Genomic DNA, 15,557 nt, shown 5'->3' with positions numbered 1-15,557 from the left:
TCCGTTCGCCGCAATCTATGGGTTGAAAGCCTTTAGCGAGACAAAAACCGGCTAGGCTCTTGCGTCTCGTTTCGCCTGTGCCCTGGCATTCTGTTTCAAAATGCTACCAATCTTTGCACCGGGAATCCGACGGCGTTTTGGAGTTACGCCTGTATCCTTTTGCCCGGCATTGGGGGTCGCGTCAGAGGAGGGGTGATGAGAAAACTTGTTGGCACGATGGAGCGCTAGTGCCCTGTGCGCAGCTTCGATGTTTTCGTTTTTCACTTCCAACTTGTACAGGCGGGAACGTTCCTTTTTTACGCGCTTAAGAGCCTGTGCAAAGACTTGTTTGCGTCTGGCAGGATGATCCGCTGTTCCAGGAAAGCTCTTACCGCGCTTGTCCGCAGTGCCCTTTATCTCGCGTTGCTTTTGGCGAGCGAACGTTTTTTCCTTGTTGTGCAACCCTTCCAAGCGTTGCGCGAGATTTCTCAGGGCGTCTTTATCCAGGTCGTAAATGAACGGATGGTTCGACGCCTTCACAACCTCGTACTCGTCGTGGCTTAAAAGGCTTTTTGTGTCGTTGGCTGAAAACGCCATAGTGGACCTCACTGCTCTCTGAGTTTGACGGAAGAACTATACCTGCTTTTTCGGCATAAATTGGGGTAATTGCCTGCGTAGTAACCTAATCGCAAAGGCATCATGGAGAGGCGCGTACTCCGCTTTTAAACCTCGCCTTTACCGCGTTCACTGCGTCCGATCATGGATAATAGCGTGGGGCGTTATGCGACATTGCGAAAGTCAACAGGAACCGCCATCCTTAGATTATGTTGAATTTTCCGAAGAGCACATTGCATCAAGCGGCAATTGATGCACCGAGGTCGGAGCGTGATTTGACCGCAGCAAGGGTATCGGCTGCTCAGAGCAAGCTCCGTCGAGAGATTGACGCCAAGCTAGCCATCAAAGAGCACGAGGCCGAGAAGATCGCCATCCGTGCAAAAACGGCCAGTTTGCGAGCAGCACGGTTGGCGCGTGAGGCTGAAGCCGAGGCTCAAGCGAAGGCCAAGCCTTCTCGCGTAAAAATGGCCAAGCCCCGCGCAAAAAAGTAGTGCCCCCACTCGCTTTGATCGTTGCGCTAGTTCCCATCTCGATGGTGATGTCGGCCGCCGCGGACTCGTGGGCGGTTCATCCGCCTGCACGATCAGGCTCGCTTTGATTTGCGGATCTCGTTCGTGGACAAGCGGAAGCAACTCGGCTCCGAACAAGAGATCAATAGAAATCGTGGCCTGCTCGCCATGCTGATATTGGACAGTGTTTGGCATCGAGCATTTCGGATCGGATTTAGCGGCCTTCATTAACGGTCCACCCGCGTCCAATCCTGGGCGGGATACGATTATGGCCGTTGCCGCCAAACGGACATCACGCTAATTTCAATTCGCACTGGGGCTATCCGGAATGTCCGCATAAATCGCAACAAGTGAGGCCACGATGACGTCAGGCTTGATAATCGTTGGGCTTATCGTGGCGCTCGCGCTGTGGATCATGTCGATCTACAACGGGCTGGTCACGCTCCGTCAGCGCACGAACCAGTCATTTGCCGATGTGGACGTTCAACTGAAGCAACGCCACGATCTCATCCCGGCACTCGTTGAAACCGTCAAAGGATCGGCAGCGCACGAGCGCGAGACGCTCGACGCGGTCATCAGAGCCCGGCAGGCGGCTGTCGCCGCACCGAACGTCGAACAGAAGGTCGCCGCCGAGAACGGCCTCACCAGTGCGCTCGGCAGATTATTTGCCCTCGGTGAAGCGTATCCGGATCTCAAGGCAAACGCCTCGTTTCAACAACTCCAGACTGAGCTTGGCGATGTCGAAAACAAGCTCGCGTCCGCGCGGCGCTTCTTCAACAACGCCACGCAGGAATTCAATTCGGCTGTCCAGCGCTTTCCAGCGGTCTTGTTTGCCTCCGCCCTCGGCTTTCATTCGCTGCCGTTCTTCAGCGCTGGCGACAACCGGGCTGAGATGGAACAGGCCCCCAATATAAAATTCTAGATGCAGGCACGGTTAGCTGCCGGATGATCCCGAGCGACGGCCGCTCAGCGTCACGAATAGGTACGAGCGGTGCAACAGGCCTTCGGGCTATACACGCACATCCAGGCGAACCGTCGGCGGTCAATCTTTCTCATTGGCGCGCTGTTCTTCCTTGTCTACCTGCTCGTCTTCGCCGGTGCGTTGCTGGGAGACGCGCTTTTCGACGACGCTTCGGTCTCCTGGCTTATCGCGCGCGCTTGGGATCGCACGATCAGCGCGCTCCCAATGGCGACCGTTCTGACTCTCGTGTGGATCGCGATCGCGTACAAATATCACCAGCGCATGATCGACGCTTTAACCGGTGGCCACCCGGTTACGCGAGCTGAGAACCCTCGCCTCTACAATCTCCTCGAAAACCTTTGCATCTCGCGCGGCATGCCGATGCCGAGCTTGAAGGTGATGAGCTCCCCGGCCCTCAACGCGTTCGCGACGGGTCTCAACGAGCGTCAATACTCGATTACCGTAACGACGGGCCTTCTCGAAAACCTGAACGACGCCGAAGTTGAGGCGGTGCTCGCTCACGAACTTACCCATATCCGCAACGGTGACGTGAGGATGATGATCGTCGCGGTCGTCATTGCCGGCGTCATCAGTTTCATCGCCGAGATCGTCTTTCGCGGTCGGCTCTGGTGGGGTCAGGACGGCTCGAACCGTTCGCAACGATCGACGTCGGACACCAGTGGCAAGGGCAGCGGTGGTGGCGGCATTGCCATCATGTTTGCCGTCCTCGTGATTGCGCTCGCCTGGGGGCTGTCGATCGTCATCCGATATGCCCTGTCGCGAAGCCGCGAGTACCTCGCCGACGCAGGTTCGGTCGAACTGACGAAAAATCCTGACGCTATGATTTCTGCGCTGCGTAAGATTGAAAACCGCGGCGAGCTTCCGGGCGCAACGTCGGCAGTCATGGAATTGTGCGTCGACAATCCGCACTCCGGCTTCGCCGATCTGTTCGCAACGCATCCCTCGGTCGACGCGCGTATCAAGGCGCTGATTACGTTTGCCGGCGGCATCGATCCTGGCCCAATCTCGCCGCCCGAGCCACCCCCGCCAGAGCCGTCGCAGCACGAGCGGAGTGATGTGGCGCAACCTTAACCAAGCACCGTTGAACGCTCGCGACTACCTCATACGCTTCGTTGACAAGGCGCGGGCGGATCATATGATCATTCCGTATAGCGACGACCCACACGCGACCGCAACTCCTTTATTTCCGGACTAGCCACCTAGGCTTTTGAATGGAACGCGAGCAATGAGTGTCCGACGTATTCCGCTGTCATCCGTCATGCTTGCTCTTTCGGTCCTTGGCGCCTGCTTCGCCTTTTCCTCCGTGGATGCAGTCGCGCAACGAGATTGCAGGTGGTTCGGTACGAAACCGTTCTGCGATGGTCAGTGTCCGGCGGGCTGGGATTACACCGGCAAGCGGCGCTCTTGCACGACAGGATCGCAACGCTATTGCTGCGAACCGCTGGGCAGCGTAACCACCGTCGACAAGGTTGCGCCCTGTCACAAGCAGTGTGCGCCGTTGCTCAAAGCGGTGACGCCGGTTGCTGAAGCGCGTCGCGTTTACGGGAATTGCCGGGCGCTCTGTGATCGCAAGGGCAAGATCACCTGCCCGGATGGGCACCAGCAGTCGTGGCGCCAGCCCAAGTGTTGAACTGTCCCGGCTTGTGGTCACAAGCCGAACGCCTCGTGTCCTGCATGCGGACTGCCAGCAAATGGTTGGCCTACTCTCGGCTCTTACCGCGCAAAGCCGCCCACGCGACAAAGATGAGGATCGATCCGAAAAACGCGAGCATTTTCCAGCGATCCGGCGGGTCAACAAATGAAACGGCGTTGAGCACGCCGATCACGACGATCAGATAAACGCTCCAGAAAAAAATGCGAACCAGCATCGGCTGAACTCGGGCTAAAGGTTTCTCGTCGTCGCGGCGATTACGGTCCTTTTTGAATCGTGCTTGCGAGATTGCTCAGGCCCATTGCCAGCGTTGCGTTGGCGCCCCCTGTGCCGCCAGCGTTTGCCGAGGCACCGCTTGCTCCGTCGCTTGGCTGCACAGCCGCGTTTCCCTTAGCCGGAGCAATCGGTAGATCCCTCGGCGGCATCCCGGGCGTGCCTCCGGCTTTCGCCCAAGCATTGATCTCGGTCATGTTCGCATCTTTGTAAGCGTTGTCGGCCTTGGCGACACGATCATATGCGTCCTTGTATTTCTGATCCGCTTGCGCGCGGGCCGCAGTATTACCGGCCGGAGTTCCGTCACGAGCGGCTTTCGCTGCGTTGAAGTCGGTTACGGCATCGTCGTACTGCCTCTTCGCCTCGACGCGTGCATTGCGTTCAGCGCGCGTCGCCTCGATCTTGTAGGGCTCCGCTTCGCGCTGCGCGTCCCGATATGCCTGTCGCTTCTCAAGTGAATTCTGATCACCCATGGCGGCATGCAAAGCGTCGACTTCCCGCTTCATCGCAGCCTTGTGCTCGTCCGAGAAATTCCTGACCTCGTTTGGCGGCTGTACCTTTGGAGCACCGTCCATCGGCTGCGTGTTGCTAGCCCGAATTGGCGGCTTCGGCGCGCCATTCATTGGTTGAGTCTTCGACTGCTGCATCATCGTATCGGCCGTACCGAGATCCCGACCCGGCGGAGCGACGGGATTCATCGGTTGCGTAGAGGACGGCATGGGTGATGGTGAGGGTGATGGTGGTGATGCCGGCGGCGGTGGGTTCGCCGCCAAACGACCCGGGATGTCCTTTGGCGGCATGCCGCCAGTGCCTCCCGCCTTCGACCAAGCGTCAATCTCCTTCATGTGCGCGTCGTTGTAAGCGCTGTCGGCTGCGGCAGCACGATCGTATGCGTCCTTGTAATTCTTGTCGGCTTGCGCGCGGGCCGGAGTGTTCTCAGGAAGTTTGTCTCGCGCGGCTTTCGCTGCGTTGAGGTTCGTCACCGCGTCGTCGTAATGCTTCTGCGCCTCGACACGCACGTCACGCTCGGCGCGCGTTGCGTCGATCTTGTAGGGTTCAGCTGCGCGCTTTGCGTCCTGATAGTCTTGCTGCTTCTCTGCCGATTTCGGGTCGCGTTGCGCGGCTTTCATCGCGTCAATTTCGCGTTTCATCGCCGCCTTGTGTTCGTCGGAGAAATTCTTGACGTCGTTTTGCGGCTGTCCTTTTGGAGTACCGTCCATCGGCTGCGACTTGCTCGCCTGAGGGGGCGGCCTCGGCGCACCATCCATTGGCTGGGTCTTAGGCGACTGCATCGCCGTGTCCGCCGTGCCGAGATCTCTTCCCGGCTGCGCCCGCTTTGGCGCTCCGTCCATGGGTTGCGTCTTGCCCGGTTGCATAGCTGTGTCAGCCATACCGAGATCTTTGCCCGGTTGCGGCGGTTTCGGCGCGCCATCCATCGGCTGGGTCTTAGGCGACCGCATCGCCGTGTCGGCCGTCCCCAGATCAGACTTGGAGGCCGACGAAATGGGCTTCTGCTCAACCCTATCGATCGTTCCAGCCTTCGGCGACGCCATTGGCGCTTCTGCCGGGGGAGGATTTGCTGCCGACTTCACTGGAACATCCTTCGGTGGCAGTCGCATGCCGCCAGCGTTGGCCCAGGCATCGATCTCTTTCATGTGCGCCCGATTGTAGTCGTCGTTCGCCGTGTTGAGTTTGTCGTGTGCCTCCTGAAAACGCTTGTCGGCAGCCGCACGGGCCGCCGTGTCCGACTCCGGCGTCCGATCGCGAGCGGATTTCGCGGCGTCGAATTCTGATTCCGCGTCACCGTAGCGCCTTTCGGCTTCGACGCGGGCATTGCGCTCGGCGTGTGTCACCTCGATGCGATGCTCGTCGGCCGCGCGTTGCGCCTCCTGGAACGCCTGTAGCTTTTCGGGCGACTTCGGATCCTTCTGAAGTTCCTTGAAGGCGTCGAACTCGCGCTTCTGCGCGGCTCGCATTTCATCCGAATACGGCTTCGACGGATTCTGCTCCGGCGGCTTCGGAGCACCCTCCATCGGCTGCGTCTTATTCGGCTGCATGGCCGTGTCGGCGGTACCGAGATCTTTGCCGGCAGTTGATTTCGGTCCTTCCGGCCCTTCGCCGTGTGCGGATTCCGTATTTCCGGGCTGCGTTTTTGAGGGCGGCCCGTTCGGCCGCGGTGCGTCTCCCGCATGGTCCGGCCCGTTCGTCGAATGCGGCGAGTCGCCGTTGGACGGATTCGTCGACGGTTTCGTGGGTGGTGTATTCGGATTATGCGGAGGCGGAGCGTCGTCGTGGTTCGTAGGCTGCGTTTTTTTCGACGGCGTCGGGCCGTGATCCTCGTTGTGCGGATTGGTATGAGGCGGCTGCGAATTCGACGCGTGCGTATCGTGCGGTAGCGGAGGCAGATGGGTCGACGGCGTATGCGTCCCGCTGCTCTTGGCGCGGTCGTTCCACGTCGGGACTTTTGCGCCGTCGATAAAGCGACTCTGAATCCAAGACGTACTCAGTCCGGCGATCGATTCAAGCAACGCCTGGGAAACGCAGTTGCGCGCCCACTGCTTGATCTTCTGGCGGCCCTCTTCCGTCTTCTGCTCTTGCGTCTTTTGCGCATCTTTCGCTGCACCACCGCCCGTGTTGGCGGCGAGAAGGCGAAGCGGTTCCAAGCGCGCGCTTCGTCCCATCGCAAACGAGGCGGGCGTGTTGATCGACTGCGTTGTCATTCCTCCCGCATCGCCATCAGCGGGACTCTCAGCAGGTTGTTCCGTATTCTCAGGCGGCGAACCCTCGCCACCAGCGCGACGCCACGCCTCGATCTCGAGCGAACGGGCGCGATCAAATTCGGCTTTCGCCTTTTTCGCTGCCGCCTGGTTTTCAGCATTCGGTTCGGTTTCACTGCGCACGATTGCGTCGCGATAGGCGCTGTCGGCAGCTTTGCGATTATCGGTTTCTTTTCGGATGGCATCGAGCCGTCCTGCATCCTCCGCTGGCTTAGCGTACTCCTGCGGCGCAGCTTCGTCGGGCGTTGGTGTCGGCGCTGGCGGCGGCGGACGCTTACCCGGTGGCGGTAAAGTAGGTTGCGACGAGGGCACCTCGACGTGCGTTACGTCTGGCTTCTGCGGTCCTTTAGGGCCCGCTTCCTTCTTTTGCGGCAGTCCTCCCCCAGGCAGCTGTTTGAATTCTGTTTCGAACGGATCTTTTCGCGGCTCCGTGTTCAGTGAGTCATCCGGCTCAGGAGGCGGCGCGGGCTTGGGATTCGATGTCGGCTGCGGTCCGTCGCCACCATCGGAATTGGAGTCTGCAGTTGGCGGCGGTGGTGTGTTCGTCGACGGAGGCGGCGGCGTTTTGTTGTGCGATGGCTGATTGTTATCATTCGGCGGCCGGGTATCGTTCGGCTGCGTCTTGGTCTCGCGATCGTTCGGAGTGTTTTCCGGATTCCGTCGCGGCGGCTTTGGTTCCGTTCGATCATCATCGGAATTCTTCGGCGGCGACTGCTCGTCGTCATCGTCAAGCCCGAGCTTCTTGATGCCCCAGTCGCGCGCCTCGCCCGCAGCGGTGTAGGCCATGCAGGCGATCTGGGCCATCATCACCTGGATCGTCAATTGAAACGCATATTCGACGAGGTCCTGGCCCCAGCCGCGATTGCCCATCCCAAGAGTCGTGCCGCTGGCGAGATCGACGCGCCACCATCCGACGCGTTCTTTCTCCGGTGCGTTAGGCGGAGGAGCGACAACGGCGTGACCAGCTTCAAGGTCGCTCAGCAGTCGCGCCGTCAGATCCGGCGGCAGACCCAGAGTCTTGAGTTTGTCTCGATCTGCCTGCCGGAAGATCGTCCACGTGCCCGCAGCGCCTGCGAGCTTGAACGCTTCACCAACATTCTCGCCGTTGCCAGACAACGCGAGCGCCTCAGCGTTCGTGTCGGCAACACCCTGCAGCATGCGCAGTTTAAACGCGTCGTCTCCGAACGGATCGGCGCCCACACGATTCTCGATCACGTCGAGCGCCGCCTTTGCGGTCAACTCGCCGGGGCCAACACGCGTGAGGACACCATGTTGAGCGACGATCTGCGGGCGGTCGATGAAAACCGAGCCAATCGTTGATCTCACTTCCGAGCGAAGCGCCGAATAGAGGTAGGCGGGCGCCGCCATCCCGCTCATCTTGGAAAACATCTCGATCGAATTTGGCGGCGACTTACCGAAAGGATCGCGGCTCAATTCCTTCAGGACGGCCTTGTTCGCCAAAGCGAGTTCAGCCGTCTTGTCGGCGAGATATGTCGCAGCGGGCCAGCACGGCAGAATGACAAGATCGGTTTCGGTCATCTCGCCGCCGGCGCGCGCCAGCCGCTTCTTTTCGTCGAGGCGGAAACTGGCAAGATCGCCTGACTGGCGTAGCGCAGGGCCGAGTATGTCGAAGATTTCACGGCGAACTGTTTTGGACTCTTCACCCGGAATGTCGATTGTGTACTCGAGCCACTCGGCCGTCAGCTCACCCTCGGCGCGCGCTTTCTCGCCAGCTTCCTTCTCTCTCTCGATATCCTCCGGGCTCGCCTGCTCGCTCAGCATCTGATCGAAAAGATCGGCGACGCGGCCAACTTTTCCAGCAGCCGGGAATGCCAAAGACAGAAACGGATTGCTGCGCGGCTGCGGATCCGGATTGACAGTTCCCGTGTCAAGGATGCTCGCCTGCTGGTAGCCCTCGCCCTCCACAGTCAGCGACGGCATCCATTCTTTCTGCGTGAGCAACGCTGCAAAAAGCTTTTCTTGCACGTCGTCCGGCGTAATCGCGTCCCAGTCCGATGGCCACAACAGCGGCAGATGCCGGAGCGCAATCCTCTTGCCTATGACTTGTGAGGGATCGAATGCATGTTCGAAGACGGAATTCTCGCTGAGCTTTCCATCGCGCAGTTGCTCGGCCACGACCCGCAATCGAACACGATGCTTTTGGTCTTGGGGCAATGACTCTGGCGACAGCGTTTCCTGCGCAGCCGTCATCGATTTGTTCGGTGCGCCGTCGGGGTTGAGCAGATCGTAGTCAACCCACGCACCTTTCGTTTCAACCTGCACCCACCAATGATCTTGCAACGCCGCTTTACCGCGCTCGCTTTCCTTCGATTTGCGGTCTTCGCTTGCTTCCGATTTCAACATCGCCAGCAGTCTGTCGCCCTGCTCAACCGTGCGCCGGTCGAGTTCGTTGGCATCGGTCGCGCGTGACGAGGCTGCGGCTGCGAGCTTCTGTTCTGCGGCCGCTTTGTCGAGTTCGTAAAGCTCCGCCGCCTCAGCGTTGGTGGCGGGAGGAGCATCCGGCTTCGTGAGCTGCTCGAACATCGATCCGGCGCCACCCATCGGTGAAAACGCCGAACCGCCCGCGTCGTTAGCTGGTGCGGGTGCAGGTTTTTTCGCAGGAGGTGGAACAGGCGCCGGCGCTAGCGGCGGAACTGACGCGGCTTTGTTCGCTGGCGGAACCGTCGCGGGAACCGGGGCTGAGACGGGCGCTTCGAATTGAGGCTCATCCTGACCAACGTCGCGCGGTCGCGCACGCATCTCGGCTGCGTTTTGCTCAAACCGCCGCCACAGGGTTTCTATTGCATCGCCCGACAACGTTCCGTGAGCCAGCCTGACTTGACGTCCAGACCGCGCCACGAGATCAGCAAGCAGCAGCGCCATATCAAGAGAGTTCGCATTACGATCCATCAGAACGCCGACAGGTCCGCGTAGCGATCCGCGATAGGGAACCCACGTCACGTTATCGCGAACGAAGGCGAAGAGCGCAGCGGGATCGATCCCGTACGTGTCGACGACATACTGCGGATCCCAGCGATCGCGCGGCGTTTGCCGACGGCCATCCTCGATGGCGTTCAAGCTCCGTTCAATCTGAGAGCTATACGTCGTCGCGCGCGTTACGTCGTTTGAGACCGACGTCGCCGCTATCGTCGCGAGTGGCCACGCTTGCGCGAACTGGGCTGCGAGAAGCAGCGTTAGCGCCTTTCTGAACTTCGACCGGACGGATGGCATTTCAGATCCTCATCGGTCAAAACGCACGGAAGCGTGGATTGCACGACACACGGACGGCAATGCTACTTCGAGGCGCTGAGCCTGGTTACGTCTCTTTCCTTGATCATCACATCAGTGAATATCTGCGGCGGCGTCGACCCGATCTCGACGCGATAGTGCCCGGCAGGCACGGTAATTTCGGGTCCATTGACGGTACCCTGACCAACGACATTGCCGGTGTTGTCATAAGCGGAGAACGGCACCTCCGCGGCGGCCGCTATCGCGCTGTCCAGGTCTTGCGCCTTCGCGGCATCGAAATATCGCCCGCGGCCAATTCGAGCCCATTCGCGGAACTCGCCCTTGAGCATCGGATCGTCGACGGAGAATCCCACGATGTTGACGCGAACCTGAATGTCGTGCGCGGCGAGGGTGGAAATGACCGCGCGAGGGTCGCCACCGCACGTTTCTTCGCCGTCCGTCAGCAGAATGACCGTCTTCGCTCCCGTCGCATCTTTGAGATCGCTTTCGACTTGACTCAGCGAGGCGGCAATCGGAGTCCTGGCCAGATTTTGCGGAACGATGCCGTTCACCGTTGCCGTCATCGCTTCCGCATCAAGAGGCGCAAGCGGCTGCACGAGCGTAGTTTCGCACGAGCCGGGCTTATCGTGCCCGAAGACGCGCAGCGCGACGTGATCGTCCGGCTTGAGATGGTCCTTCACCAGCTTGGCAAGAGATGCGCGCGCGATCTCGATCCGGCGACGCCCGTCCATATGCTTCAGCATACTTCCTGAAGCATCGAGAACGATCTCCAAGCCGCCTTGCCGCGTTTCGGACGGTGCTGCTTCACTGTTCGTCGGCGTTGCGGAAGAAGAGACGACCAGGCGGCCGGGTTCCGGAGGCGCGGCCTTCCCAGCCTTTGCGAGCAGCGTATAGCCTGCCGGTCGGCGCAGCCACGCGGCGACGCGATCGAAAGAAACATCAAGCTCAGGTTGGCTCCGCGACGACGCGTAATGGCCGCCGCTCGCAAGACTGAGATCTTGCATCGTCTGTTTTTCTCGCAGCGGATCGTCGAACGAACCGGCATGCGCCGCGAAGATGCGGGGCCGCGTCTGTTCGATCATTTTCCAGAGATCGGTGGTTGCTTCTGTCGTCGAACTCGCAGCGTCAGTCACAAGCAACAGCGCGCGCGTGCCTCTCCGTGTCGAGAGATTTCGCAAGGCCGTAATCGCGGTTCCCTCTAAGCCGCTGGTTGAGCTTTCACGCGCATCCTTGGCGAGGGCCTGCTTCAGGATTCCGGGCTGATCGCTGAAATCCGCCAACATCGCAGGACGATCGAACGACATGAAGTTCACCGACTCCTGTCCCGGATGAACACCTGCCGCAAACACCTCAAGGGCGTTGTAGATGATTGGGATGAAGGCAAGCAGACTGCCCGACGTGTCGTAGGCAATCATCACCGAGTGCGGGGGTTGTACGACCTTCAGATAGTACGTCTTGCCCGGCACGACCCGTGCTTCGAAATCCGCCTGACGCGGTGTGCCGCCGGTATCGACGAGCACGACCGGCTTCTCCGCATCATCGAAGAGCGAAATATCGGCTCCGATGGTCGGCTCGCCGCCGAGTGTGATCGTGAGCCGATCCATCCCGTCGGGCTGTTCGATCTTGAACCAGTCCTCGTCGCGGCCGATTTCGACCCGCCCCGAGACGAGTTGATCCATCGGCAACGGCTCCGCCTTCTCGCGTGTATCGTTGTCATCGCTTTCGGGCTTCGCCACCGGCGGCGGAGGCAGCGTCTTTTCATAGAAGCTCGCGGCCGAGTACTGTCCCCACTCTCCGAGTATCGATCGGTAGTTTGCGTCGCTTGCTCGTTCCAAGACGCGCAGCTTCGTCGGGAACTGGAAAGTTTCTCCGCCTTCGCCTGCCTTCTTGCTAGATGTGAAACGCAGGAAGCGCGCCCAGACCGGTTGTTCGAACGTCTTTGTCGAAGACTTGCCTTCGCCGAGCTTCCATTCGCCGACCTTTGTCCAGGGACCAAGCGGCGTCTCGATCGAGGCATCGATCATCACCGCGGGAAACGTCACCGCGCCGTTGGCCGGCTCAGAGTCGATCCATTCCAGCGCCCTGATCTGTGCGGCGCGATCTTCGTGAAAAGCGATCGTAACTTGCGGCGCAACTCCAGAAGGCACTGAAACCACCGGCCCCGCGCCACCTTCTTCAAGCACGCCCTTAACGACCGGCGTTTCCGCCGAGATGAGCGGATCGGACCAGACGACATGCCCGCCTCGAAGCGAGTCCGCGATGTCGAGTTCCGCACCGATACCGACCTGCGGATCGACAATCACCTTCCATTCACTAACCGCGACGCGGCCGAGGTTGCCATCGTGGTTGGAGAGAATACGAAGCTGCGCGGCCTTTGCTTCAATAGCCTTCGGCAGCACGAACGATTGCTCGCTTGGCTGTTGGCTGACTTCGCCCGTCAAGACCCGTTCGAAGGTCGTACCATCGGCAGAAACGAGCAGTTCGAAATTCGCCATATACTCCGGCGGCCAGACGCCAGGCGTCTGCGGATTGATCGTGATCCCTCTTACGGGCCACGTCCTGTCGCCGCCGAAGCGAACCGTTGCTGTCTGGGGCAGCAACGCCGCATCGAAGATGTACCCAGCATTCGAGCTCAAACCATCATTGATGTTCGCAAGACCATTTTCATCGTTGGCGCCTTCGGGCGGAGACACAAGCGTTCCGCCGAGCGCGGTCCACGCGACGTTGAAGCCACCGAGGAGTTCATCCGGTAATTCGAAAGACAGGTGATCGCCGATCGGTTGCGCCGATATCGACGCCGCGATGTTTGCGCTGGCGCTCGCAAGATTGTTCGAACCCTTGCGCATCGATACCGTGATCGTCGTCGGACGCACGGCATAGGGGTCCGAAGCCACTTCGAGAGCGAGCGGCAGCTCAAGCGAGGCATTGGCAGCGATCGTGGCCGTCGGCGGGAGATCGAGACGCCAGCCGGGCCGCAACCCCGCCGTCGCGAACGTCACGTCGACCGGCGCACTTTCACTGTTTGTCACCGTCAATGTTCCGGGCACCCTCTGTCCACGATGCCAGTAGGCCGCGATTTCCTGCGCCGCGAACTTCAACTCCGCCTTGAGCGCGCCCGGCGCCGCGTTTCCTGCTGGCGCAGATTTTCCTGCCGTTGACGGTTCGCTTGTATTCTTCGCTGCGGAAGAAGGATATACCGGTGCGTCTGCGGTCGATACCGGCTCGCGCCCATCCATCGTAACGGCAAGCGTGTAGGCACCCTTACCCATCACGCGGATCGCCGCTGTAGCACCCGCGGGCACTGTGCCCTTGACGGATTCTCCTTTGTCACCGCCCGCGATGATCGTCGGCTGGGAGAGCTGCGCGGACGACGTCGGCTTGCCGTCGGTCAATGCGACTTCGATCTCTCCGGTGACAGCGATCGAAACGCCTGTGTCCTTCTCGACCGTCGGCAGCTTGAACCAATCGGCGTCGGTGAACTGCCCGACCGTTCCTTCAACTTTGAGGTCTGGCGGCATCGCGGATGCTTCGGCAAGAGAGTCATTGGGTTCGACATCCCCGAATGCCGGGAGGTTGGTCGCGTCGAATCCAATCGTGTAGCTGGTCGCTTTCTCGCACTGCGTATCGTGCTGCAAAGAAATCGTGTAGTCGTTCGGCCGTAGACGAGCGGCGTAGGCGAAACTCTTGTCCGAGATTACAGCCTTCGGCGTCGAGCCCGACCAGCTATCCCAATTCAACACGAACACGACGGGACAGACTGGATCCTGCTCGAAATGGATCGTGATGTCCTCCGGCGTCACGATCGACACGCGATATTGGTCGATATCTCCGTCCGGCGAAATCACGCCAGCGATGCGCTCTCCTTCCTGGAGAGCCTGCGCCTGTTCAACCGCGTCGTTCGGTTCGCGCTCCGTCGGCGTGGCAGACTCTGCTGCTGCGTCCGCAGAGATGGTCGTTTCGAGCGTGTATGCGCCGTCCGTGCCTTTTACGACGACGAGATAGTCGCCCGGCGCGAGCGTCAAATTTGAAAGCTGCAAGGGGCCCGCAACAGCGGCCCCGTCCGCACCCGTCGCGCGCTCAACCCGCGCTGACGATTGAGCCTGCATGTCGGTGACTTCCAGCGACGTCGCCGCCTCGCCCGTCAACTTCAGGGTGACGGGTTTCGAATCCGATGCCTTGAAATGGAAAACGTCGGTATCGCCTTTGACGAAGCGGCCGCGCATGAGCGGAACGGCGAGCGTATTCGCCAAATCGCTCGTGTCGTTTGGCTCGCTCTCGGCGTCGGCCGATTGCTGGCCAGTGACATGCGCGGTGAGATCGTATGTGGCGTCGGGGCTCGGACCGCCGGAGATGATGACGAAGCGACGCGTATCGGTGATGACGATGTCGTCGAGGCTCGGCATCGCGCCTTCGCGACATTGAAGAACTGCGCCGTCGGCGCCTCCAATGCACAGCCGGGTTATCGCACGGCTCTGCCCACCGAGCCGCACGCTGAGCAACTGGCCCACGGCAGTCGTCGGCAGCACGTACGTATCAACATCACCCGTGTGCCCGATGCGGCCGGTCATCGTCTGACCGGGCTGCAACGGCCGGGCAGAAAGCACGCTGTCGTTCGGCTCCTCTTCCCGACCCGGACTGCGCGGACCTTGCGAGGCAGATTCCAGCGAATAGGGATAGGATTTGGAGTCAGTGCTCGTCAGGTGGATACGGTAGGTTCCGGCCGGAAGCCCGATATCGGCCAATTCGAGACGTCCCTCGGCGATCTGCGTTGACGTCAGGATCGGCTTACCATCCTGGCTTTGCAGTTCGAGCGCAACGTTCGCGCCGATGGGCGCCGTCGCGGTCAAAACCCAACGTTTGCGCGCCTCGATCGGAGAGAGTTGCCACGATGCCCAGCTTTCGCTGCCGACCACGCCTTTAAGCGCGAACTGGCCCGCAACCTGAGTAGCCTGATCGGCAGTCGCACCGGACGCGGCGGCCTGCTCCGCCGACCCGTCATCTGAACTGCGGATCGAGAGTTGGAACGCACCACCGTCACCGGCGCTCGTCGAAACGCCCACAAGCCAAACGCCCGGTGTGATGAAAAAATTTGCACGTTGAACCGTATCGGCACCAGCCGGTGTCGCCAGACTGCTCAGCTCCGGCCCAACAACCGCTGGATTATCTGCGTCGCCCGGCTCTTCGAGGCGATGAATCTGAACCTTGGTCTGCTGGCCGTGAGGCCCGGAAAGGTCCACCGTCCAAGGGCGTTTCGCGGCCTCTGCATCGACGGTCCAGGCGAAAATAGACTGGTCGGAGTCGGAGATCGTGCCCTGAACGCAAAAGCTACCGCTGACAGCCTGCGCAGTTTCCGGGGTTTCGTTTGGTTCCTGCTCTTCGACGCACGCATCGGCGGCGAGCGCGCTGAACGAGAATAAGATAGACGCAAAAGCAACAATGGGGACGGTAATAGATCGTCGTCCGATCTTGCCACAACGCAAACTGAACAAACGCCTCCAAGCTAAAAAAACACTCGGATGCGA

General features: G+C 60.3%; 8 protein-coding genes. 4 read left to right on the top strand and 4 right to left on the bottom strand.

The window, feature by feature from the left end:
- Positions 1 to 51: 51 nt before the first annotated feature.
- Complete coding sequence (locus DLM45_RS08770) at positions 52 to 576, bottom strand: hypothetical protein (protein WP_181336761.1); 525 nt, start codon at positions 574 to 576, stop codon at positions 52 to 54.
- A gap of 293 nt (positions 577 to 869) precedes the next feature.
- On the opposite strand from DLM45_RS08770, the gene DLM45_RS08765 reads away from it, so the two are divergent.
- The 4 genes from DLM45_RS08765 (at position 870) to DLM45_RS08750 (ending at position 3,715) form a co-directional block, all read left to right on the top strand.
- Positions 870 to 1,085 (top strand): hypothetical protein, encoded by a 216-nt coding sequence (locus tag DLM45_RS08765; RefSeq protein ID WP_246317245.1) that lies wholly within the window; start codon positions 870 to 872, stop codon positions 1,083 to 1,085.
- Between the two features lie 379 nt (positions 1,086 to 1,464).
- On the top strand, positions 1,465 to 2,025 hold the full coding sequence (locus tag DLM45_RS08760) for a LemA family protein (RefSeq protein ID WP_181336759.1): 561 nt from the start codon (positions 1,465 to 1,467) through the stop codon (positions 2,023 to 2,025).
- A gap of 69 nt (positions 2,026 to 2,094) precedes the next feature.
- The gene (locus DLM45_RS08755) at positions 2,095 to 3,156 is read left to right on the top strand and encodes a M48 family metalloprotease (RefSeq protein ID WP_181336758.1); all 1,062 of its coding nucleotides are present in this window, start codon (positions 2,095 to 2,097) and stop codon (positions 3,154 to 3,156) included.
- 154 nt (positions 3,157 to 3,310) lie between these two features.
- A complete protein-coding gene (locus DLM45_RS08750; protein ID WP_181336757.1) occupies positions 3,311 to 3,715 on the top strand; it encodes a hypothetical protein in 405 nt (134 codons plus the stop codon).
- Between the two features lie 70 nt (positions 3,716 to 3,785).
- On the opposite strand, the gene DLM45_RS08745 is transcribed toward DLM45_RS08750, so the two are convergent.
- The 3 genes from DLM45_RS08745 to DLM45_RS08735 all read right to left on the bottom strand — a co-directional run bounded on the left by DLM45_RS08745 (position 3,786) and on the right by DLM45_RS08735 (position 15,515).
- On the bottom strand, positions 3,786 to 3,953 hold the full coding sequence (locus DLM45_RS08745; RefSeq protein WP_181336756.1) for a hypothetical protein: 168 nt from the start codon (positions 3,951 to 3,953) through the stop codon (positions 3,786 to 3,788).
- A 40-nt stretch (positions 3,954 to 3,993) separates the two neighbouring features.
- Positions 3,994 to 10,017 (bottom strand): hypothetical protein, encoded by a 6,024-nt coding sequence (locus DLM45_RS08740; protein WP_181336755.1) that lies wholly within the window; start codon positions 10,015 to 10,017, stop codon positions 3,994 to 3,996.
- A gap of 62 nt (positions 10,018 to 10,079) precedes the next feature.
- Entirely contained in the window at positions 10,080 to 15,515 is a 5,436-nt protein-coding gene (locus DLM45_RS08735; RefSeq protein WP_210269818.1) for a vWA domain-containing protein, read from the bottom strand.
- Positions 15,516 to 15,557: the final 42 nt, after the last annotated feature.

The organism is Hyphomicrobium methylovorum (genome assembly GCF_013626205.1).
GTDB classification, from domain to species: domain Bacteria; phylum Pseudomonadota; class Alphaproteobacteria; order Rhizobiales; family Hyphomicrobiaceae; genus Hyphomicrobium_B; species Hyphomicrobium_B methylovorum.
Note: the sequence above shows the minus strand (reverse complement) of the source record. Positions and strands in the feature narration are given on the sequence as shown.